General features: G+C 62.5%; 17 protein-coding genes. 6 read left to right on the top strand and 11 right to left on the bottom strand.

Features of this window, described 5'->3' with window-relative positions; translation table 11 throughout:
• The first annotated feature begins 72 nt into the window (after window positions 1-72).
• From AC0J42_RS09410 to AC0J42_RS09390, 5 genes are all read left to right on the top strand, one after another.
• Window positions 73-1,971 carry a response regulator gene (locus AC0J42_RS09410; RefSeq protein ID WP_416423287.1) on the top strand — a complete coding sequence of 633 codons (1,899 nt, stop codon included), beginning with the start codon at window positions 73-75 and terminating at the stop codon, window positions 1,969-1,971.
• A gap of 248 nt (window positions 1,972-2,219) precedes the next feature.
• A complete protein-coding gene (gene fabA / locus AC0J42_RS09405; RefSeq protein WP_416423286.1) occupies window positions 2,220-2,735 on the top strand; it encodes a 3-hydroxyacyl-[acyl-carrier-protein] dehydratase FabA in 516 nt (171 codons plus the stop codon).
• Window positions 2,736-2,746: 11 nt separating this feature from the next.
• The gene (fabB, locus tag AC0J42_RS09400; protein WP_416423285.1) at window positions 2,747-3,967 is read left to right on the top strand and encodes a beta-ketoacyl-ACP synthase I; all 1,221 of its coding nucleotides are present in this window, start codon (window positions 2,747-2,749) and stop codon (window positions 3,965-3,967) included.
• A 234-nt stretch (window positions 3,968-4,201) separates the two neighbouring features.
• Window positions 4,202-4,618, top strand: a complete 417-nt coding sequence (locus tag AC0J42_RS09395) for an OsmC family protein (protein WP_473005940.1) — start codon at window positions 4,202-4,204, stop codon at window positions 4,616-4,618.
• A gap of 11 nt (window positions 4,619-4,629) precedes the next feature.
• Window positions 4,630-5,490, top strand: coding sequence for a pirin family protein (locus AC0J42_RS09390; RefSeq protein WP_473005939.1), 861 nt, complete (start codon window positions 4,630-4,632; stop codon window positions 5,488-5,490).
• A 59-nt stretch (window positions 5,491-5,549) separates the two neighbouring features.
• On the opposite strand, the gene AC0J42_RS09385 is transcribed toward AC0J42_RS09390, so the two are convergent.
• From AC0J42_RS09385 to AC0J42_RS09370, 4 genes are all read right to left on the bottom strand, one after another.
• Window positions 5,550-6,281 (bottom strand): dienelactone hydrolase family protein, encoded by a 732-nt coding sequence (locus AC0J42_RS09385; RefSeq protein ID WP_416423282.1) that lies wholly within the window; start codon window positions 6,279-6,281, stop codon window positions 5,550-5,552.
• Window positions 6,282-6,354: 73 nt separating this feature from the next.
• Entirely contained in the window at window positions 6,355-8,259 is a 1,905-nt protein-coding gene (htpG, locus tag AC0J42_RS09380) for a molecular chaperone HtpG (protein WP_416423281.1), read from the bottom strand.
• A 90-nt stretch (window positions 8,260-8,349) separates the two neighbouring features.
• Window positions 8,350-8,805, bottom strand: coding sequence for a PaaI family thioesterase (locus tag AC0J42_RS09375; RefSeq protein WP_473005938.1), 456 nt, complete (start codon window positions 8,803-8,805; stop codon window positions 8,350-8,352).
• Window positions 8,802-9,275, bottom strand: coding sequence for a PaaI family thioesterase (locus AC0J42_RS09370; RefSeq protein WP_473005937.1), 474 nt, complete (start codon window positions 9,273-9,275; stop codon window positions 8,802-8,804). Before AC0J42_RS09370 ends, AC0J42_RS09375 begins: the two co-directional genes overlap by 4 nt.
• 155 nt (window positions 9,276-9,430) lie before the next feature.
• Here AC0J42_RS09370 and AC0J42_RS09365 point away from each other — a divergent pair, with 155 nt between their 5' ends.
• Entirely contained in the window at window positions 9,431-9,724 is a 294-nt protein-coding gene (locus AC0J42_RS09365; RefSeq protein ID WP_008372097.1) for a hypothetical protein, read from the top strand.
• Between the two features lie 67 nt (window positions 9,725-9,791).
• Here AC0J42_RS09365 and AC0J42_RS09360 read toward each other — a convergent pair whose 3' ends face one another.
• The 7 genes from AC0J42_RS09360 to AC0J42_RS09330 all read right to left on the bottom strand — a co-directional run bounded on the left by AC0J42_RS09360 (window position 9,792) and on the right by AC0J42_RS09330 (window position 20,044).
• Window positions 9,792-10,205, bottom strand: a complete 414-nt coding sequence (locus tag AC0J42_RS09360) for an MAPEG family protein (protein WP_473005936.1) — start codon at window positions 10,203-10,205, stop codon at window positions 9,792-9,794.
• A gap of 310 nt (window positions 10,206-10,515) precedes the next feature.
• On the bottom strand, window positions 10,516-11,829 hold the full coding sequence (brnQ, locus tag AC0J42_RS09355) for a branched-chain amino acid transport system II carrier protein (protein WP_473005935.1): 1,314 nt from the start codon (window positions 11,827-11,829) through the stop codon (window positions 10,516-10,518).
• A gap of 322 nt (window positions 11,830-12,151) precedes the next feature.
• Entirely contained in the window at window positions 12,152-13,039 is an 888-nt protein-coding gene (sucD, locus tag AC0J42_RS09350; RefSeq protein ID WP_158155878.1) for a succinate--CoA ligase subunit alpha, read from the bottom strand.
• Window positions 13,039-14,205, bottom strand: coding sequence for an ADP-forming succinate--CoA ligase subunit beta (gene sucC, locus AC0J42_RS09345; protein ID WP_416427566.1), 1,167 nt, complete (start codon window positions 14,203-14,205; stop codon window positions 13,039-13,041). The genes sucD and sucC overlap by 1 nt, the downstream gene beginning before the upstream one ends.
• A 202-nt stretch (window positions 14,206-14,407) precedes the next feature.
• Window positions 14,408-15,844, bottom strand: a complete 1,437-nt coding sequence (gene lpdA, locus AC0J42_RS09340; RefSeq protein WP_473005934.1) for a dihydrolipoyl dehydrogenase — start codon at window positions 15,842-15,844, stop codon at window positions 14,408-14,410.
• 102 nt (window positions 15,845-15,946) lie between these two features.
• A complete protein-coding gene (odhB, locus tag AC0J42_RS09335) occupies window positions 15,947-17,170 on the bottom strand; it encodes a 2-oxoglutarate dehydrogenase complex dihydrolipoyllysine-residue succinyltransferase (protein WP_473005932.1) in 1,224 nt (407 codons plus the stop codon).
• Window positions 17,171-17,212: 42 nt separating this feature from the next.
• On the bottom strand, window positions 17,213-20,044 hold the full coding sequence (locus AC0J42_RS09330) for a 2-oxoglutarate dehydrogenase E1 component (RefSeq protein ID WP_473005930.1): 2,832 nt from the start codon (window positions 20,042-20,044) through the stop codon (window positions 17,213-17,215).
• Between the last annotated feature and the right edge of the window lie 100 nt (window positions 20,045-20,144).

Raw genomic sequence — 20,144 nt, 5'->3', positions numbered from 1 at the left:
ATGTCGCCCAAGGCGGTTAAAATGCGCGGCTGTTCGACTTTGCCAAGGCCGCACCGTGCGAGATTGCACCCGATGAAATGGCGTCCCAGCTGGGACATCCACAGCCGCACCCAGGTGATCTGCCTGGGCCCCGCCCTGGTGCTGACCCTGCTGCTCACCGGTTTCTTCACCTTCGTGCGCATCCAGGACCTACGCGAGGAAATGACCCGCACCGGCCAACTGATCGCCAACCAGCTGGCGCCGGCCGCCGAGTTCGGTGTGATCAGCCACAACACCACGGTGCTCGACAGCCTGCTGCGCGCCACCCTGGAAATCCCCCACGTGCGCTTCCTGGAGGTACAGGACAGCAACGACCATGTGCTGCTGTACGTCGAGCAGCCCGACGGCGTGCTGGCGCACAGCGCCAAGGTGCAGGTGTTCCAAGCCAGCATCCGCCTGCAGCGCGCCGCCCTGGCCGGCGACCTGCACCACGGCAACCTGCTGCGCGTGGGCCAACCCGACTGCGTGGGCCGGGTGATCGTCGGCATGTCCAACGACGCCTTCAACCAGCGCCAGCAGGAGATCCTGCTCAAGGCCGCGGTGCTGGCGCTGGTGGCCCTGCTGTTCAGCTTCCTGCTGGCCCGCCGCCTGGCCCTGAGCCTGGCCCGGCCGATCAGCGAGATGGGCCTGGCGGTGAAGGCCATCCAGGAAGGCGACTTCAAGGCGCCGCTGCCCATTGTCGATGACACCGAGCTGGGCAACCTGGCCCAGCACATCAACAACCTCGCCAAGGGCCTGGACCAGGCCGGGCGCGAACAGCAGCAGGCCATCGAGCAACTGATCAGCACCCGCGAACAGGCCGAGCGCGCCAACAGCGCCAAGTCCGACTTCCTGGCCATGATGAGCCATGAGCTGCGCACGCCCATGAACGGCGTGCTGGGCATGCTGCAGCTGCTGGAAACCACGGTGATGACCGACGAGCAGATCGAGTACGCGGCCCTGGCCACCCAGTCCACCGAACACCTGCTGAAGGTGATCAACGACATTCTCGACTTCTCGCGCATCGAACGCGCCGCACTGGAACTGGAGCACATCCCCTTCAACCTCGGCGAGCTGGTGGCCAGCTGCGCCCACACCTTCCAGCACACCGCGCAGAAAAGCGGCCTGGCGCTGCACCTGAGCCTGGCCCAGGGCTTCGACGCCCTGCAGGTGGAGGGCGACCCCACGCGCATCCGCCAGATCCTGGTGAACCTGATTGGCAATGCCATCAAGTTCACCGACGTCGGCAGCGTGCACATCGACGCCCAGTGGCAGGTGCTCGACCACCAGCTGATCTGGCTGACCTGCACCGTGCGCGACACCGGCATCGGCATCAGCGCCGAGCGCCTGGAAAGCATGTTCGTGGCCTTCCAGCAGGCCGACAGCAGCATCTCGCGCCGCTACGGCGGCACCGGCCTGGGCCTGCCCATCGCGCGCACCCTGGCCGAGCGCATGGGTGGCACCCTGCTGGCCGAAAGCGAGGAAGGCCGCGGCTCGCTGTTCACCCTGGAAATCCCCCTGGCGCTGAGCCAACGCGCCGCCACGCCACTGCGCGAAGCGCGGCTGGGCGACGAGGCGCAGAACCTGGGCAAGCGCGTGCTGCTGGTGGAAGACAACCCGGTCAACCAGACCGTGATCGAGGCCATGCTGCGCAGCCTGGGCTTCGTGGTGAGCGTGGTCGGCGACGGCGCCCAGGCCATCCACGAGGTCACCCACCAGCCGTTCGATGCGGTGCTGATGGACTGCCGCCTGCCCATCGTCGATGGCTACGAAGCCACCCGGCGCATCCGCCAACTGCCCGAGCACGCGCACTTGCCCATCATCGCCCTGACCGCCAACGCCCTGCTGGGCGACCGCGAGGCCTGCCTGACCGCCGGCATGAATGACTATCTGGCAAAACCTTTCAAACGTACCGATCTGGAGCAGGTACTGAGGCGCTGGCTGGCAGCTTAAATGCGCCCCCGGGGCAGCCGGGGCTGGCGCTAAATGCTAAAGTGCGGCAGTCTTAGACGTTATGTCAGGCAAAATGAACCGCCTGGATAAAAAATTTCAGTGCACAGGTGTACTTCTTTGTCCCTGGCGCTGTGACTTTCACTACAACGCAATAGTCTATGTGTAGGCTGCCCTGCCAAAGGCGCATTCGCTTTGGCACGGCCGGGAGAATTTGCCCCACTGCCACACGGGACTATTGAGGAGCTCGCATGACCAAACAACACGCCTTTACTCGGGAAGAACTACTGAGCTGCAGCCGCGGCGAGATGTTCGGCCCAGGTAACGCGCAACTGCCCGCCGGTAACATGCTGATGGTGGATCGCATTACCCATATCAGCAGCGAAGGTGGCAAGTACGGCAAAGGTGAATTGGTCGCCGAGCTGGATATCAACCCGGACCTGTGGTTCTTCGCCTGCCACTTCGAAGGTGACCCGGTGATGCCGGGCTGCCTGGGCCTCGACGCCATGTGGCAGCTGGTCGGTTTCTTCCTCGGCTGGCAAGGCCTGCCGGGCCGCGGCCGTGCGCTGGGCTCGGGCGAAGTGAAGTTCTTCGGCCAGGTACTGCCGACCGCCAAGAAGGTCACCTACAACATCCAGATCAAGCGCGTCCTCAAGGGCAAGCTGAACCTGGCCATCGCCGACGGTTCCGTCAGCGTTGACGGCAAAGAGATCTACACCGCCGAAGGCCTTCGGGTCGGCGTGTTCACATCCACCGAAAATTTCTAAGGGTTATCCGCATGCGCCGCGTCGTTATCACTGGTCTGGGCATTGTTTCCTGCTTGGGCAATGACAAAGACACCGTCACCGCAAACCTGCGTGCAAACCGCCCTGGCATCCGCTTCAACCCGGAATATGCCGAAATGGGTCTGCGCAGCCAGGTTTCCGGCTCCATCGACCTCAACCTCGAAGAACTGATCGACCGCAAGGTGTTCCGTTTCGTGGGTCACGCCGCTGCCTACGCCTACCTGGCCATGGCCGACGCGATCAAGGATTCGGGCCTGACCGAAGAGATGGTCTCCAACCCGCGTACCGGCCTGATCGCAGGTTCGGGCGGCGCGTCGACCCTCAACCAGATGGAAGCGCTGGACATCCTGCGCGAGAAGGGCGTGAAGCGCGTTGGTCCATACCGCGTGACCCGCACCATGAGCAGCACGGTCTCCGCTTGCCTGGCCACGCCATTCAAGATCAAGGGCCTGAACTACTCCATCGCTTCTGCCTGCGCCACCAGTGCCCACTGCATCGGTACCGCCATGGAACAGATCCAGATGGGCAAGCAGGACATCGTCTTCGCCGGTGGCGGTGAAGAAGAGCACTGGAGCCAGTCGTTCCTGTTCGACGCCATGGGCGCCCTGTCCAGCAAGCGCAACGACACCCCTGAAAAGGCTTCGCGCGCCTACGACAACGACCGTGATGGCTTCGTCATCGCCGGCGGTGGCGGCATGGTAGTGGTCGAGGAGCTGGAACACGCCCTGGCCCGTGGCGCCAAGATCTACGCGGAAATCGTCGGCTACGGCGCTACTTCCGACGGCTACGACATGGTGGCCCCGAGCGGCGAAGGCGCGATCCGCTGCATGCAGCAGGCGCTGTCCACCGTCGACACCCCGATCGACTACCTGAACACCCACGGCACCTCGACCCCGGTCGGCGACGTCGCGGAAATGAAAGGTGTGCGCGAAGTGTTCGGCGACAAGGCCCCGGCCATCAGCTCCACCAAGAGCCTGTCGGGTCACTCCCTGGGCGCCGCCGGCGTTCACGAAGCGATCTACTGCATGCTGATGATGGAAGGCAACTTCATTGCCGGTTCCGCCAACATCGACGAGCTGGACCCAGCCGTTGCCGACATGCCGATTCTGCGCGAGACTCAAGAAAACGCCAAGATCGACACCGTCATGAGTAACAGCTTCGGCTTCGGTGGCACCAACGCAACGCTGGTGCTCAAGCGCTGGCAGGGCAAGTAAGGGCTCACCCCCTTGCTGAAAAAGAACGGCACCTTCGGGTGCCGTTTTTTTTATGCCCTGAATTGTCTTGTGGGAGCTGGCTTGCCAGCGAGCTTTTCGGGCCTCAACAGCTCGCTGGCAAGCCAGCTCCCACAGCCATTCCCTTAATTACAGGAGCGCCGCCAGAGCACAAACGTACCAGCACTTCCAGGCCACACGGTCTACAGTAGGGCGATCATGCCCAAGGACCGCCCCATGCCCATCACCCTCAACACCGAATCCGCCGACAGCTTCCGCCACAGCCTGCAGATCGACGACCACGCCCTGTTCACCGACCTGCCCAAGGCCCTGGGCGGCGACGATTCGGCGCCCTCCCCCCACGACTATTTCGACGCCGCCCTGGGCGCCTGCAAGGCGCTGACGCTGAAGTACTACGCGCAGAAAAAAGGCATCCCGCTGACCGGCGTGTCGGTGGACGTGCAGCGCGATGACAGCCAGGAGCTGAAGGGCCACTATGCAATCAACGTCGTGCTGACCCTCAAGGGCGTGCTCACCGCCGAGCAGCGCGCCGAACTGCACCGCGTGGCCGACCGCTGCCCGGTACACAAGCTGATGACCAGCACCGAGATCGCCATCACCACCACCCTGGCCGAAGGCGCCTTCAGCCAGTAACGGAGCCCGTCATGCCGCACCTGGTGATTCGCCCACCCGCCGAAGACGTCGAAGGCCAGCCCATCCTGCGCCCGCTGCCCTCGCGGCAGTGCCGCGCGGTGGGCCCCTTCGTGTTTTTCGACCACATGCTCGCCACCACCTATGCTCCCGGCGCTGGCGTTAACATCCGCCAGCACCCGCACATCGGCCTGTCGACCCTGACCTACCTGTTCGAAGGCGAACTGGTGCACAAGGACAGCCTGGGCAGCGACCAGCGGGTGAAGCCCGGCGAGGTCAGCTGGATGACCGCCGGCAAGGCCATCGCCCACGTGGAGCGCACGCCGGACGACCTGCGCGCCCGCGGTTCGCGCCTGCATGGCCTGCAGGTGTGGCTGGCGTCGCCTGTGAGCGCCGAACAGGGTGAAAGCCACTACAGCCATCACTTCGGGGGAGAACTGCCCGTGAGCGACGCCCTGGGCGTTCACATCAGGATGATTGCCGGCGAAGGTTTCTGCCTGGTCGCACCGGTGCCGGTGCTTTCTCCTACGCTGTACGCTGAAGTGCACATGGTGGCAGGCAGCACGCTGCTGCTGCCTGACGAACATCAGGAGCGGGCGCTGTATGTGCTGGAGGGTGAGGTAGAACTGGAGGACGAGGCGGTGCAGCCGCTGACACTGCTGGTGCTGGAAGCCGGCGAGCAGCCGACGCTGGTGGCACAGACCGATTGCCACCTGGTGCTGATCGGTGGCGCCCCGCTGGACGGGCCGCGGCGCATGAACTGGAACTTCGTCGCCAGCGACGTGGCGCTGATCGACCAGGCACGGGCAAAATGGGCAGCCGGCGATTGGCCGACGGTGCCGGGCGAAACCGAACGGATCGAATTACCGCGATGACGCGGCCTGCAGCCGCTGCTACGGTCATGTAGCAGCGGCCGCAGGCCGCGTCCTCACACTCAGACCGCTGGCTTGAAGACTTCTTCCAGCAGGTTGTGCATGGCCTTGAAGGCACGGTCAGCCACAACCTTGTTGTACATCTGCACGCCCGGGTTGTTGGCTTCCACGTCGGTGAACGAGTGGTAGGCGCCACCGTAGCTGGTCAGCTGCCAATCCACGCCCGCGGCGTTCATTTCTTCTTCGAAGGCAGGCAGCTGCTCTTTCGGTACCAGCGGGTCGCTGGCGCCGTGCAGCACCAGCACCTTGCCCAGGATGTTCTTGCCATCGGCCGGGTTCGGCGTGTCCAGGGTACCGTGGAACGACACGGCAGCCTTCAGCGGCGCGCCGGTGCGGGCCAGCTCCAGGGAGCAGCAGCCACCGAAGCAGAAGCCGAAGGTGGCCAGCTGGTCCTTGTCCACGGCAGCAACGGCCTGGCCCTGCAGCTGCTCGAAGGCCACCTGCATGCGCTTGCGCAGTTCGGCGCGGTCGGTCTTGAGCGGCATCATCGCCGCCAGGCATTCCTCGTTGCCTTTCGGGCGCACGGCCTGGCCGTACAGGTCAGCCAGCAGTACCACATAACCCTGGGCCGCGACGGATTGCGCGATGCGCTCGGCGCCTTCGCTGATGCCTACCCAGTTCGGCGCCATCAACAGGCCCGGACGCGGGGATACCACCGCATCGTCATACACCAGGCGGCTTTCATATGGCTTGCCATCGATCTGATAGACAACGGATTGAACGGTAACAGTCATGAGATTTCCCCGATACAAAGAGAGTGGGACTTAAACGCAAAAACCCGCCGAAGCGGGTTTTTGCTGCAACAGTTTAAACGGACAGTTCGACCAGCAGCTTGTTCAGGCGGCGCACGTAGGCGGCCGGGTCCTTGAGGCTGTCGCCGGCGGCCAGGGCCGCCTGGTCGAAGAGGATGTGCGAGAAGTCGGCGAAACGATCTTCGCTCTGCTCGTGATCCAGCTTCTCGATCAGCGGGTGGCTTGGGTTGAACTCGAAGATCGGCTTCGACTCAGGCACCTTCTGGCCGCTGGCTTCCAGGATCTGGCGCATCTGCAGGCCCAGGTCCTGCTCACCGATGGCCAGGATGGCTGGCGAATCGGTCAGGCGGTGCGACACGCGCACTTCGCTGACGCTGTCACCCAGGGCGGCTTTCAGGCGCTCGATCAGGCCTTCCTTGTCCTTGGCCACTTCTTCCTGGGCTTTCTTGTCTTCTTCCGAATCCAGCTTGCCCAGGTCCAGGTCGCCACGGGCCACGTCGACGAAGCCCTTGCCGTCGAAGTCGGTCAGGTAGCTCATCAGCCACTCGTCGATACGGTCGGTCAGCAGCAGCACTTCGATGCCTTTCTTGCGGAAGACTTCCAGGTGCGGGCTGTTCTTGACCTGCGCGTAGCTCTCGCCGGTGAGGAAGTAGATCTTGTCCTGGCCTTCCTTGGCGCGCGCCAGGTAGTCGGCCAGGGACACGGTCTGCTCGCCGCTGTCGTCATGGGTGGACGCGAAGCGCAGCAGGCCGGCGATCTTTTCCTTGTTGGCGAAGTCTTCGGCCGGGCCTTCCTTGATGACCTGGCCGAAGTTCTTCCAGAAGCCCTTGTACTGCTCAGGCTCGTTCTTGGCCAGCTTCTCCAGCATGTCCAGCACGCGCTTGGTCAGGGCGGTCTTCATGGAGTCGATGATCGGGTCTTTCTGCAGGATTTCCCGCGACACGTTCAGCGACAGGTCGTTGGAATCGACCACGCCCTTGATGAAGCGCAGGTACAGCGGCAGGAACGACTCGGCCTGGTCCATCACGAACACGCGCTGCACGTACAGCTTCAGGCCGCGTGGCGCTTCGCGCTGGTACAGGTCGAACGGCGCGCGGGCCGGCACGTACAACAGCGAGTTGTATTCCAGCTTGCCTTCGACCTTGTTATGGCTCCAGCTCAGCGGGTTCTCGTGGTCGTGGGCGATGTGCTTGTAGAACTCCTGGTATTCCTCGTCCTTCACCTCGGTGCGCGGACGGGTCCACAGGGCGCTGGCGCGGTTGACGGTTTCCCATTCGGCGGCAGGCTGTTCCTCACCTTCGGCAGCAGCCTGTTCTTTGGGCAGCTCGATCGGCAGGGCGATGTGGTCGGAGTACTTCTTGATGATGTTGCGCAGGCGCCAGCCATCAGCGAACTCGGACTCGGCTGGCTTGAGGTGCAGGACGATGCGGGTGCCGCGGTCGGCCTTGTCGATGGTCGCGACTTCGAACTCGCCCTCACCCTTCGACGACCAGTGCACGCCTTCGCTGGCGGCAGTACCGGCGCGACGGCTGTACACGTCGACCTGGTCGGCAACGATGAACGCGGAGTAGAAGCCCACGCCGAACTGGCCGATCAGGTGCGAATCTTTCTTCTGGTCGCCGGTGAGGTTCTTCATGAAGTCGGCGGTGCCGGACTTGGCGATGGTACCCAGGTGGGTGATCACGTCGTCACGGTTCATGCCGATGCCGTTGTCTTCGAGGGTGACGGTGTTGGCCGCCTTGTCGAAGCTCACGCGGATTTTCAGCTCGGCGCCGCCTTCCAGCAGGTCGGGCTTGGACAGCGCTTCGAAGCGCAGTTTGTCGACAGCGTCGGATGCGTTGGAGATCAATTCGCGAAGGAAAATTTCCTTGTTGGAATACAGCGAATGGATCATGAGGTGCAGCAGCTGCTTCACCTCGGTCTGGAAGCCCAGGGTTTCTTTTTGAGTTTCCACACTCATGGTCATCAAACTCCAATCAGATGGCACAGGCCGCGGGCTCAAGCGCATTTGCGGCGGGATGACAATCAGATGGGGGCAGCCCCGGTGATTTCAAGGGGCAGGACTTTCATCAATCTTGAAATGCGCCCGCGCGGTGGCGATGGGCTCGGCCGGGTCGGCCTGCCAGGCGGTGATGGCCACGTTGGTAACGCGCCGCCCCTGGCGCCACAACTGGCAGCGCGCGAAGGTGTCGCGGAACAGCCCGGCACGCAGGTAATCAATGGAAAAGTCGATGATCTTCGGCACCTGCCCGGTCTCGGTGAACAGGATCAGCTGCAGCGCCGCCGCCAGTTCCATGAAGCCGGCGATCACGCCGCCGTGAATGGCAGGCAACAACGGGTTACCAATATTGCCGCGGTTGGCCGGCAAGATGAACAGCACGCCCTCCTCCTCACGCCGGCACTGGATGCCGATCAGCGTCGCGTAGGGAATCAACGCCAGCAGCGGCGCGTAGTCATTGTCGGCGTGGGCCACGCGCAGCCGTTCGCGCAGGGCTTGATCGATCATGGCTGGCCTCCCAGGGCACCGGCGAAGGCGGCGCTGCCCTTCACGCCCTTGCCCAGGCGCATGAAGGTGCCCACCACCTGGGCGATCGGTTCATCGGCGCTGTCCTGGTAGGCAAAGCCCCTGGTGAAGATCACATCGCGCGTCACCCGGTAGCACTGGGCATGGCCGTAGATGGCCTTGTGCGCCTGGGCGGGGTGAATGTAGTCGATGCGCAGGTCCAGGGTCGGGCACACCTCGAACTGCGGCAGCACGCACAGGGTGGCAATGCCGCACGTGGTGTCCATCAGGGTTGTCACCGCACCGCCATGGATAACCCCCGTCTGCGGGTTGCCGACAATGGCCGGCGAATAAGGCAGCACCAAGGTGACGCCCTGCTGATCAATGGCACTGACACTCAGGCCAATGATCTGGCAATGCGGCAACGCACTGATGAACCGCCGGGCTTGCTGTAACAACGGTGAATCGGTCATGGCTGAGGCCTTGGTTATTGTTTTTCGAAACAGCACACCGTGAACAAAAAGTCTATATGGATCCAACACTTATATATCGTGCACTGCCACGGAACTTAAGTTGCCGGGCCGCGTTCGAAGGGAAAGTAGATATCTTCAATAAGGAGAAACACCCCATGCGTAAAACTTTAGCTTATGCCCTGATGCTGGCCGCTTCCCTGGGCCTGGCTGCTTGCGATAAAAAATCCGAGGACAAAGCCCAGGATGCGCAGCAACACGCCGAACAAGCACAACAGAAGATGGACGACGCTCAGGATAAAATGAACGACGCCGCTAAAGAAAACGCCGAAGCTGCCAAATCCAACGACGAAGCCAACCAGGAACGCGCCAAGGAGAACTCCGACGGTGCTTCCAACGTGCAGACTCCAGCGCCTCAGGCCACTACCCCGAGCGAACCTGCCAAGAACTGATTGGCGGTTGACGCATACAATAAAGCCCGGCCGATTGCCGGGCTTTTTTGTTTCCGGACATTGAACTTTATTGCAGCGTGGATAACACCCAATAACGATAAACCGGCGTCAGCATCAACAACAATGAACACACCACCCCCACCATCCATACCAGCGAACGCAACGACGCCCTGTCGTTGAGGTACAGGTACAGGTAAATAACCCGCGCAATGATGAAGACGATGGCCAGCAGGTCGACGAACCAGCCCTGCGTCTGGGTGGTGTGCGCCATCAGCACGCCTACCGCAAACAGAATGAAGGCTTCGAAGCTGTTCTGGTGCGCCGCCACCGCCCGCGCGCCCAGGCCGGTGAGGCGCGCCTGCTGGGCGCGGGGGTTGTGGTTGTCGTAGCCGCCCTGCTCTTTCATGGCCTTGGCCACGGGGATACGGGCGATGTAGATCAACAGCGCGGCAATGAAAATGCACCAGAACGGGATGCTCATGGGGTGTTCCTCCTTGGGGTTCGCCCAAAGGGTATAGCACGCCCCCGTAGCAGCTGCCGCAGGCTGCGTCCGGCTACGGCGCGGTATGCCGGGGGATGGGCGGCGTGCTCGGACGCGGCCTACGGCCGCTGCTACGAGGCTACGTGTACCTCGTCGATTGCGTCGCGATGCAGACGACGCCGCTTCAAGACAGTTGCTGCTACGGGTGTTTTTCGGCCAGGCATAAAAAATGCCCTGCATCCGTCGATGCAGGGCATTTCGATATTGCCTGGGCGGCTTGTGGCCGCCGGCAAAGGTTTGCTACCGGGTGTCAGGCAACCGCTTCGCGGGCCTTGCCCATCACGCGGTCGTAGACCACGGCAGCCACCAGGGTGACCACCGAAGGCACCAGCCACGCCAGGCCCTGGTCGCTCAGCGGCAGGTTGGCCAGGGAGGCCGGCAGCCATTCGGTGAAACCGGCGCCCTTGAGGGCATCAACCAGGCCGAACAGCAGCGACACACCCATCACCGGCGCGAACACGCGAGTCGGCGAGCTGAAGAACTCCTTGCAGAAGCTCAACGCCACCAGCGCGATGCACGGCGGGTAGATGGCGGTCAGCACCGGGATCGAGAAGGCAATCAGCTTGGTCAGGCCCAGGTTCGACACCAGCAGCGAGAAGCCGGCCAGCAGCACCACCAGGGTCTTGTACGACAGCGGCAGGCACTTGCTGAAGTACTCGGCACAGGCGCAGGTCAGGCCCACGGCAGTCACCAGGCACGCCAGGGAGATCAGCACGGCAAGGAAACCGCTGCCCAGGGAGCCGAAGGTGTGCTGCACGTAGGCGTGCAGGACCATGGCGCCGTTGGTGGCGTCGGCCGCGATGATGTGGCTGCCTTCACCCAGGCGGAACAGGCTGACGTACACCAGCGCCAGGCCGACACCGGCGATCAGGCCGGCGATGATGGCGTAGCGGGTGATCAGCTTCGGCGACTCGACGCCGCGCGAGCGGATGGCGTTGACGATGACGATGCCGAAGACCAGGGCACCCAGGGTGTCCATGGTCAGGTAGCCGTTGATGAAGCCATTGGAGAACGGCGCGGCCTGGTAGGCCGGTTGCGCGTCACCCACGGGGCCGGCAGGCAGCATGAACGCGGCAATGCCGAGCGCGGCCAGGGCGATGATTTTCAGCGGTGCCAGGAAGCGGCCCACGGTATCGAGCAGCTTGCCAGGGTACATCGACACCGCCAGCACGACGATGAAGTACACCAGGCTGTAGCAGAACAGCGCGGTCGGGCTGTCGCCGGTCAGGGGCGCCAGGCCCACTTCGAACGACACGGTGGCCGTACGTGGGGTGGCGAACAGCGGGCCCACGGCCAGGTACGCGACAGCCGCCAGCAGGCCGCCGGCGACCTTGCCGATGGGGCTGCTGAGCGCGTCCATGCCGCCGCCGACTTTCGCCAGGGCGACCACGGTCACCACGGGCAGGCCCACGGCGGTGATCAGGAAGCCGAAGGCCGCCATCCACGCGTGAGGGCCGGCCTGCAGGCCGACGATCGGTGGGAAGATGATGTTGCCAGCACCTACGAACAACGCGAACGTCATGAAACCAAGTGCCAGGATGTCCTGGCCTTTCAACACTTTCATTAAGGAATCCACACTACTGAATCGGAATTTAGAGAGGGATCTCCCATGGGTCAGGGAAATGCGGCCAGGCTGGATAAGCCAAGGCCCTTACAGCGTGCGGCTACCCCTTTTGGGGGCAAATCGCAGAGATGGCGGCTAGCGTATCGGATTCGGGCGATAAACGCACTGTTATTGCACGTACTGTCCGATGAACGCGCGGTAATGTCGCACGGGGGACATTTTTTGCCGATTTCGTCAGGCGAAACGTTTCACCTTTCCACCTCCGAAAACGACAAAGGCCACCCGAAGGTGGCCTTTGTTGGCTCAGCTAATCAACGAAGGCTCAGGCCTTCTTGATTTCCCAGCCAGTCAGCTCGGCCAGGGCCTTGCCGATGTCAGCCAGCGAACGCACGGTTTTCACGCCAGCGTCTTGCAGGGCAGCGAACTTCTCGTCTGCAGTGCCCTTGCCGCCGGAGATGATTGCGCCTGCGTGGCCCATGCGCTTGCCTGGAGGGGCAGTCACACCAGCGATGTAGGACACGACCGGCTTGGTCACGTTGGCCTTGATGTAGGCAGCCGCTTCTTCTTCAGCCGAACCGCCGATCTCGCCGATCATCACGATCGCCTCGGTCTTCGGGTCTTCCTGGAACAGCTTCAGGATGTCGATGAAGTTGGAGCCCGGGATCGGGTCACCGCCGATGCCGACGCAGGTCGACTGGCCGAAGCCGGCGTCGGTGGTCTGCTTCACGGCTTCGTAGGTCAGGGTGCCGGAACGCGACACGATGCCTACCTTGCCTGGCAAGTGGATGTGACCTGGCATGATGCCGATCTTGCACTCGCCCGGAGTGATGACGCCTGGGCAGTTCGGGCCGATCAGGGTAACACCCAGCTCGTCGCACTTGACCTTGGCATCCAGCATGTCCAGGGTAGGAATGCCTTCGGTGATGCAGATGATCAGCTTGATGCCGCCGAACGCCGCTTCAAGGATGGAGTCCTTGCAGAACGGAGCCGGTACGTAGATCACGCTGGCGGTGGCGCCGGTGGCTTTTACAGCCTCGGCAACGGTGTTGAACACTGGCAGGTTCAGGTGGGTGGTACCACCCTTGCCTGGGGTCACGCCGCCAACCATCTTGGTGCCGTAGGCGATGGCTTGTTCGGAGTGGAAAGTACCCTGCGAGCCGGTGAAGCCCTGGCAGATGACTTTGGTATCTTTATTGATCAGGACGCTCATTACTTGCCCTCCGCAGCTTTAACGACTTGTTGAGCAGCGTCGGTCAGGCTGGTGGCAGCGATGATGTTCAGACCGCTTTCTGCCAGTACTTTGGCGCCCAGGTCAGCGTTGTTGCCTTCAAGGCGCACAACGACCGGGATTTTCACGCCGACTTCTTTCACGGCGCCGATGATGCCTTCGGCAATCATGTCGCAGCGAACGATGCCGCCGAAGATGTTGACCAGTACTGCGGCGACGTTGGAGTCGGACAGGATGATCTTGAACGCTTCGGTCACGCGCTCTTTGGTAGCGCCGCCGCCCACGTCCAGGAAGTTGGCAGGCTTGCCGCCGTGCAGGTTGACGATGTCCATGGTACCCATGGCCAGGCCGGCACCGTTGACCATGCAGCCGATGTTGCCTTCCAGTGCTACGTAGTTCAGTTCGAACTTGGCAGCGTGGGCTTCACGGGCGTCGTCTTGCGACGGGTCATGGAACGTCTTCAGCTTGGGCTGACGGTACATGGCGTTGGCGTCGATGTTGATCTTGGCATCGAGGCAGTGCAGGTCGCCGTCGGCCTTGATCACCAGCGGGTTGACTTCCAGCAGGGCCAGGTCGTGGTCCTGGAACAGCTTGGCCAGGCCAACGAAGATCTTGGCGAACTGGGCAACCTGCTTGCCTTCCAGACCCAGCTGGAACGCCAGGTCGCGACCCTGGAACGGCTGTGCGCCGACCAGTGGGTCGATGGTAGCTTTCAGAATCTTTTCAGGAGTGTCGTGAGCGATCTTCTCGATGTCCACGCCACCTTCGGTGGAAGCCATGAACACGATACGACGGCTGGAGCGGTCGACTACTGCGCCCAGATACAGCTCTTTGGCGATATCGGTGCAGGATTCAACCAGGATCTTGGTAACAGGCTGGCCATTGGCGTCAGTCTGGTAAGTCACCAGGCGCTTGCCCAGCCACTGCTGTGCGAAGGCCTTGGCGTCTTCTTTGCTGCGAACCAGCTTTACGCCGCCCGCTTTACCGCGACCACCCGCGTGGACCTGAGCCTTGACGACCCATTCAGTCCCGCCGATTTTTTCGCAAGCTGCTGCAGCTTCTTCCGGGGTGTCTACCGCGTAACCCTTGGATACTGGCAGGCCGTATTCAGCGAACAGCTGCTTACCCTGATACTCGTGAAGATTCATGCTTATTACCGTCTTCGTTAGGTACTGCGCTTCGGCGCTGCGCTCTCTGTGGAGTGCCGCGCCACCTGTGACTGCTGCTCGCAGGCTTTCAAGGATGCGTGGTCCCTGTTGGCCTGCGGGGTGAGTCCGACGAACTTTCCGCGGTGAGTCGTGCACGCAAGACTCACGACGGGCGGCCCGTCGTGGTTTCTTATTGTTTCACTTAACGCTTTTTACGGTTGGCAACGTGGATGGCACCGCCATTCACGGCCAGCGCTGCTTCATGCAGTGCTTCGGACAGGGTCGGGTGGGAGAAAACCATCATCCCGAGGTCTTCGGCGCTAGTGCCGAATTCCATGCCGATCGCGCCCTGCTGAACCAGTTCTGCGGCGCTTGGGCCAATTACATGGACACCCAGCACGCGGTCAGTCTTGGCATCAGCGATAACTTTTACAAAACCGCCGGTATCGTTTGCTGCCATGGCACGGCCACTGGCGGCGAACGGGAAGGTGCCCACGTTAACTTCAACGCCTTCAGCCTTCAAGGCCTGTTCGGTTTTACCGACCCATGCAATTTCCGGGTGGGTGTAGATAACCGATGGGATCAGGTCGTAGTTCATCTGGGTCTTGTGACCCTTGATGCGCTCGACGACCATGATGCCCTCTTCCGAGGCCTTGTGGGCCAGCATCATGCCACGTACCACGTCACCGATGGCGTAGACGCCAGGCACGCTGGTGGTGCAGTGATCGTCGACGAAGATGAAGCCACGCTCGTCGATGTTCACGCCGCTGTCGGCGGCCAGCAGGTCGGTGGTCACTGGGCGACGGCCCACGGCAACGATCAGCTTGTCGAAGGTGATGTTCTGTTCGCCGTTGGCGTCGGTGTAGGTGACCACGACTTCTTCGCCGTTGACCTTGGAGCCGGTGACGCGCGCGCCCAGCTTGATGTCCAGGCCTTGCTTGGTCAGGGTCTTGTAGGCTTCTTTCGAGACGGCGGTGTCAGCGGCCATCAGGAAGGTGTCCAGGGCTTCCAGCACGGTCACCTGCGCGCCGAGGCGCGACCATACCGAACCCAGCTCCAGGCCGATGACGCCAGCGCCGATCACGCCCAGGCGTTTTGGCACGGCCTGGAATTCCAGGGCGCCGGTGGAGTCGACGATGACCTTGTTGTCGACCGGAGCCGGCGGGATGTCGATCGGACGCGAACCGGAGGCCAGGATGACGTTCTCGGCTTCGATGACTTCGGTGGTGCCGTCAGGCTTGGTGACTTCGACTTTTTTGCCAGCCAGCAGCTTGCCGTGGCCCTGGATCGAAGTGACGCCGTTGGCCTTGAACAGGGTGGCAACGCCGGAAGTCAGGCCCTTGACGATGTTGGCCTTGCGGCCGACCATCGCTGGCACGTCCATGGTCACGCCGCTGTGGCCGATACCGTGGATGGCGAAACCGTCCTGGGCTTCGTGGAATTTCCAGGAGCTGTCCAGCAGCGCCTTGGAAGGAATGCAGCCGACGTTCAGGCAGGTACCGCCCAGGGCCAGTTTGCCTTCCTTGTCGGTGTACTTCTCGATGCAGGCAGTCGAAAGACCGAGCTGTGCTGCCTTGATGGCGGCCACGTAGCCGCCAGGGCCCGCACCAATCACTACCACGTCGAATTTCTGAGTCATAAATAGCTTCCTATTAGCTTCAAGCTTCAAGCCGCAAGCTGCAGGCCAGAGCCCCGCCGCGGACGGCTTGAGGCTCGTAGCTTACAGCTTTCGGCTGCTTTGTCAGATGTCCAGCAGCAGACGAGCCGGATCTTCGAGCAGGTTCTTGATGGTCACCAGGAAGGTAACGGCTTCTTTACCGTCGATCAGGCGGTGGTCGTAGGACAGCGCCAGGTACATCATCGGACGGATCACGACCTGACCGTTGACGGCCATCGGGCGCTGGATGATGTTGTGCATGCCCAGGATAGCGGCCTGTGGCGGGTTGACGATCGGGGTCGACATCATCGAACCGAAGGTACCGCCGTTGGTGATGGTGAAGGTACCACCAGTCATTTCTTCCATCGACAGCTTGCCGTCGCGCGCCTTCTTGCCGAAGGTGGCGATGCCGCCTTCGATTTCGGCCAGGCTCATCAGCTCGGCGTTACGCAGTACTGGCACGACCAGGCCGCGGTCGCTGGACACGGCAACGCCGACGTCAGCGTAGCCGTGGTAGACGATGTCGGCGCCGTCGATCGAGGCGTTGACCGCAGGGAAGCGCTTCAGCGCTTCGGTGGCAGCCTTAACGAAGAACGACATGAAGCCCAGGCGCACGCCGTTGTGGGACTTCTCGAACAGGTCCTTGTACTTCGAACGCAGGGCCATGACCTCAGTCATGTCGACTTCGTTGAAAGTGGTCAGCATGGCCATGTTCGACTGGGCTTCGACCAGGCGCTCGGCAACCTTGGCGCGCAGGCGGGTCATCGGCACGCGTTTTTCAACGCGGTCACCGGCGGCCAGCACAGGGGCGGCAGCAGCGGCAGCGGCAGGCTTGGCAGCCGGGGCGGCAGCAGGTGCGGACTTCTTGGCTTCGATGGCGGCAACCACGTCTTCCTTGGTCACGCGGCCGTCCTTGCCAGTGCCCTTGATGCTGCTCAGGGCAATGCCGTTTTCTTCGGCCAGCTTGCGCGCAGCCGGCGCGCCGATGGCGTCTTCGTCGCCAGCGGCGGCAGCAGCAGGTGCAGCAGCGGCAGCGGCAGGCGCGGCAGCCGGAGCGGCGGCAGCGGCGCCGCCTTCAACGATGGAGCCCAGGACTTCGTCGGACAGGACGGTTTCGCCCTCGCCCTTGACGATGGCGCCCAGGACGCCGTCAGCGGTGGCGAGTACTTCCAGCACTACTTTGTCGGTCTCGATGTCGACAATCAGCTCGTCGCGCTTGACGGCTTCGCCCGGTTGCTTGTGCCAAGTGGCAACGGTGCCATCGGCAACCGATTCCGGGAAAGTAGGGGCTTTGATCTCGATAGCCATTATCAGTGGTTCCTTAAATTCGGTTTCTTGTGCGCGATGGCATCAAACGGTGAATGCGTCTTGCAGCAGTTTTTCCTGCTGCTCGGCGTGCATCGAAGCGTAACCACAGGCTGGCGCGGCCGAAGCATCGCGACCGGCGTATTCCAGGACCAGGCCCTTCTTGTGGTTGTTGAAGCTGCGACGCATGTGGTGCTGGCTGCTGTACCAGGCGCCCTGGTTCATCGGCTCTTCCTGGCACCACACCACGTTCTCGAGGTTGGTGTACGGGGCGAGCGTCTCCATCAGGTCGTCTTCAGGGAACGGGTACAGTTGCTCCAGACGCACGATCGCGATGTCATCACGGCCTTCGGCACGACGTTTTTCCAGCAGGTCGTAGTAGACCTTGCCGCTGCACAGCACCAGGCGCTTGACCTTGGCCGGCTCGATGGCGTCGACTTCCGGGATAACGGTCTGGAAGGAGCCTTCGGCCAGGTCTTCCAGGGTCGAGACCGCCAGCTTGTGACGCAGCAGCGACTTCGGCGTCAGGACCACCAGCGGCTTGCGCAGCGGACGGATGACCTGGCGACGCAGCAGGTGGTAGATCTGTGCAGGGGTCGTCGGCACGCACACCTGGATGTTGTGCTCAGCGCACAGCTGCAGGTAACGCTCCAGACGCGCGGAGGAGTGCTCCGGGCCCTGCCCTTCATAACCGTGTGGCAGCAGCATGGTCAGACCGCACAGGCGACCCCACTTGTGCTCGCCGCTGGTGATGAACTGGTCGATCACTACCTGGGCACCGTTGGCGAAGTCACCGAACTGGGCTTCCCAGATCACCAGCGCGTTAGGCATGGTGGTGGAGTAGCCGTATTCGAACGCCAGTACCGCTTCTTCGGACAGGAACGAATCGTACAGGTCGAAACGTGGCTGGCCGGCGTACAGGTTCTGCAGAGGGATATAGGTGGAAGCATCCTTCTGGTTGTGCAGGACCGCGTGACGGTGCGAGAACGTGCCGCGACCGATGTCCTGGCCGGTCATGCGCACCGGGTGGCCTTCGAAGGCCAGGGTGGCGTAGGCCATGGTTTCGGCGTAGCCCCAGTTGATCGGCAAGCCACCGGCCTGCATCTTCTGGCGGTCTTCGTAGATCTTCGCGACCTGGCGCTGCACCACGAAGCCTTCCGGAATTTCCAGCAGCTTGGCGGACAGTTCCTGCAGGGTCTTGAGGTCGAAGCGGGTGTCGTGGCGCGCAGTCCAGGCGTGGCCCAGGTACGGGCGCCAGTCCACGAACAGTTCCTTGTTCGGTTCCTTGACCAGGCTTTTCACCACGTGCAGGCCGTTGTCCAGCGCGTTGCGGTACTCGTCCACCTGGGCCTGCACGGCGTCGGCGTTGAGGCTGCCGCCCTGGATCAGGCGCTCGGCGTACAGTTCGCGAGTGGTGCGCTGCTTGGCGATCTGCTGGTACATCAGCGGCTGGGTGCCGCTTGGCTCGTCGGCCTCGTTGTGGCCGCGACGGCGGTAGCACACCAGGTCGATGACGATGTCGCGCTTGAACTGCATGCGGTAGTCGACGGCCAGCTGGGTGACGAACAGCACCGCTTCCGGGTCATCGCCGTTCACGTGCAGGATCGGCGCCTGGATCATCTTGGCAACGTCGGTGGCGTACTCGGTGGAACGCGAGTCGCGCGGGTTGCTGATGGTGAAGCCGACCTGGTTGTTGATCACGATGTGCACGGTGCCGCCGGTCTTGAAACCGCGGGTCTGCGACATCTGGAAGGTTTCCATGACCACGCCCTGACCTGCGAACGCAGCGTCACCGTGGATGGAAATCGGCAGCACCTTGTCGCCGACCGCGTCGTTGCGGCGGTCCTGGCGGGCGCGCACGGAACCCTCGACCACTGGCGATACGATCTCCAGGTGGGACGGGTTGAACGCCATGGCCAGGTGCACTTCGCCGCCCGGGGTCATCACGTTGGACGAGAAGCCCTGGTGGTACTTCACGTCACCGGAGCCCAGCTCGACCTTCTTCTTGCCTTCAAACTCGTCGAACAGCTCGCGCGGGTTCTTGCCGAAGGTGTTCACCAGCACGTTCAGGCGGCCACGGTGGGCCATGCCGATGACCACTTCCTTGGTGCCGTAGGAGCCGGAACGCTGGATCATCTCGTCGAGCATCGGAATCAGGCTCTCGCCGCCTTCCAGACCGAAGCGCTTGGTGCCTGGGTACTTGGTGCCCAGGTACTTCTCCAGGCCCTCTGCCGCGGTAACGCGCTCGAGCACGTGGCCCTTCACGTCAGCGGAGAACACCGGACGGCCGCGCACGCTTTCCAGACGCTGCTGGAACCACTGGCGTTGCTCGGAATCGACGATGTGAGTGAACTCCGAACCGATGGTGCGACAATATGTCTGCTGCAACGCTTCGAGAATTTCACGTAGGCTCGCTTCCTCCTTGCCGATGAACAGGTCGCCGGCACGGAAGGTTGTATCGAGATCGGCATTGGTCATGCCGTAATGATTGATTGACAGGTCTGCCGGTGCAGGTCGCTGCCACAGCCCCAGCGGGTCCAGCTGGGCCGCCTGATGGCCGCGCATGCGGTAGGCCTGGATCAATCGCAGCACTTCAACTTGCTTCTTCTCGTGCTCGCTGCTCACGCTTCCGGCGGAAACCGGTTGGGCGCGGCGCTGGTTTTTGGCCAGCAGCACGAAATGATCGCGAATTGTCGAGTGCGAAACATCGGTAGCTGCGCCGCCATCGGCAGGCAGCTTCTGGAAGTAGGTGCGCCACTCTTCTGGCACAGCGTTAGGGTCGTGCAGGTAGAGTTCGTAGAGCTCTTCCACATAGGCAGCGTTACCACCGGAAAGGTAGGCACTGCTCCACATGCGCTGCATCACGCTTTCTTGCATGCTTGGTCACCCTCGTTTGGGGACTCCACCGGCGTTGACGCCACAGCAAGCTTGAATAAGTCCGAGTGCAGCGACTACAACAAGCCACCGAGAAATCACG

This window comes from Pseudomonas sp. Tav-5-1A, from assembly GCF_055755055.1.
Note: the sequence above shows the minus strand (reverse complement) of the source record. Positions and strands in the feature narration are given on the sequence as shown.

Excerpts from the sequence above, each read along its gene's own strand:
- AC0J42_RS09385 (WP_416423282.1), bottom strand. The coding sequence starts at position 6,281 with ATGACTGTTACCGTTCAATCCGTTGTCTATCAGATCGATGGCAAGCCA.
- AC0J42_RS09360 (WP_473005936.1), bottom strand. The coding sequence starts at position 10,205 with ATGAGCATCCCGTTCTGGTGCATTTTCATTGCCGCGCTGTTGATCTAC.
- AC0J42_RS09410 (WP_416423287.1), top strand. The coding sequence starts at position 73 with ATGAAATGGCGTCCCAGCTGGGACATCCACAGCCGCACCCAGGTGATC.
- lpdA (WP_473005934.1), bottom strand. The coding sequence starts at position 15,844 with ATGACTCAGAAATTCGACGTGGTAGTGATTGGTGCGGGCCCTGGCGGC.
- fabA (WP_416423286.1), top strand. The coding sequence starts at position 2,220 with ATGACCAAACAACACGCCTTTACTCGGGAAGAACTACTGAGCTGCAGC.
- AC0J42_RS09330 (WP_473005930.1), bottom strand. The coding sequence starts at position 20,044 with ATGCAAGAAAGCGTGATGCAGCGCATGTGGAGCAGTGCCTACCTTTCC.
- AC0J42_RS09375 (WP_473005938.1), bottom strand. The coding sequence starts at position 8,805 with ATGATCGATCAAGCCCTGCGCGAACGGCTGCGCGTGGCCCACGCCGAC.
- htpG (WP_416423281.1), bottom strand. The coding sequence starts at position 8,259 with ATGAGTGTGGAAACTCAAAAAGAAACCCTGGGCTTCCAGACCGAGGTG.
- sucD (WP_158155878.1), bottom strand. The coding sequence starts at position 13,039 with ATGAGCGTCCTGATCAATAAAGATACCAAAGTCATCTGCCAGGGCTTC.
- brnQ (WP_473005935.1), bottom strand. The coding sequence starts at position 11,829 with ATGAAAGTGTTGAAAGGCCAGGACATCCTGGCACTTGGTTTCATGACG.
- fabB (WP_416423285.1), top strand. The coding sequence starts at position 2,747 with ATGCGCCGCGTCGTTATCACTGGTCTGGGCATTGTTTCCTGCTTGGGC.
- AC0J42_RS09370 (WP_473005937.1), bottom strand. The coding sequence starts at position 9,275 with ATGACCGATTCACCGTTGTTACAGCAAGCCCGGCGGTTCATCAGTGCG.
- AC0J42_RS09390 (WP_473005939.1), top strand. The coding sequence starts at position 4,630 with ATGCCGCACCTGGTGATTCGCCCACCCGCCGAAGACGTCGAAGGCCAG.
- AC0J42_RS09365 (WP_008372097.1), top strand. The coding sequence starts at position 9,431 with ATGCGTAAAACTTTAGCTTATGCCCTGATGCTGGCCGCTTCCCTGGGC.
- sucC (WP_416427566.1), bottom strand. The coding sequence starts at position 14,205 with ATGAATCTTCACGAGTATCAGGGTAAGCAGCTGTTCGCTGAATACGGC.
- odhB (WP_473005932.1), bottom strand. The coding sequence starts at position 17,170 with ATGGCTATCGAGATCAAAGCCCCTACTTTCCCGGAATCGGTTGCCGAT.
- AC0J42_RS09395 (WP_473005940.1), top strand. The coding sequence starts at position 4,202 with ATGCCCATCACCCTCAACACCGAATCCGCCGACAGCTTCCGCCACAGC.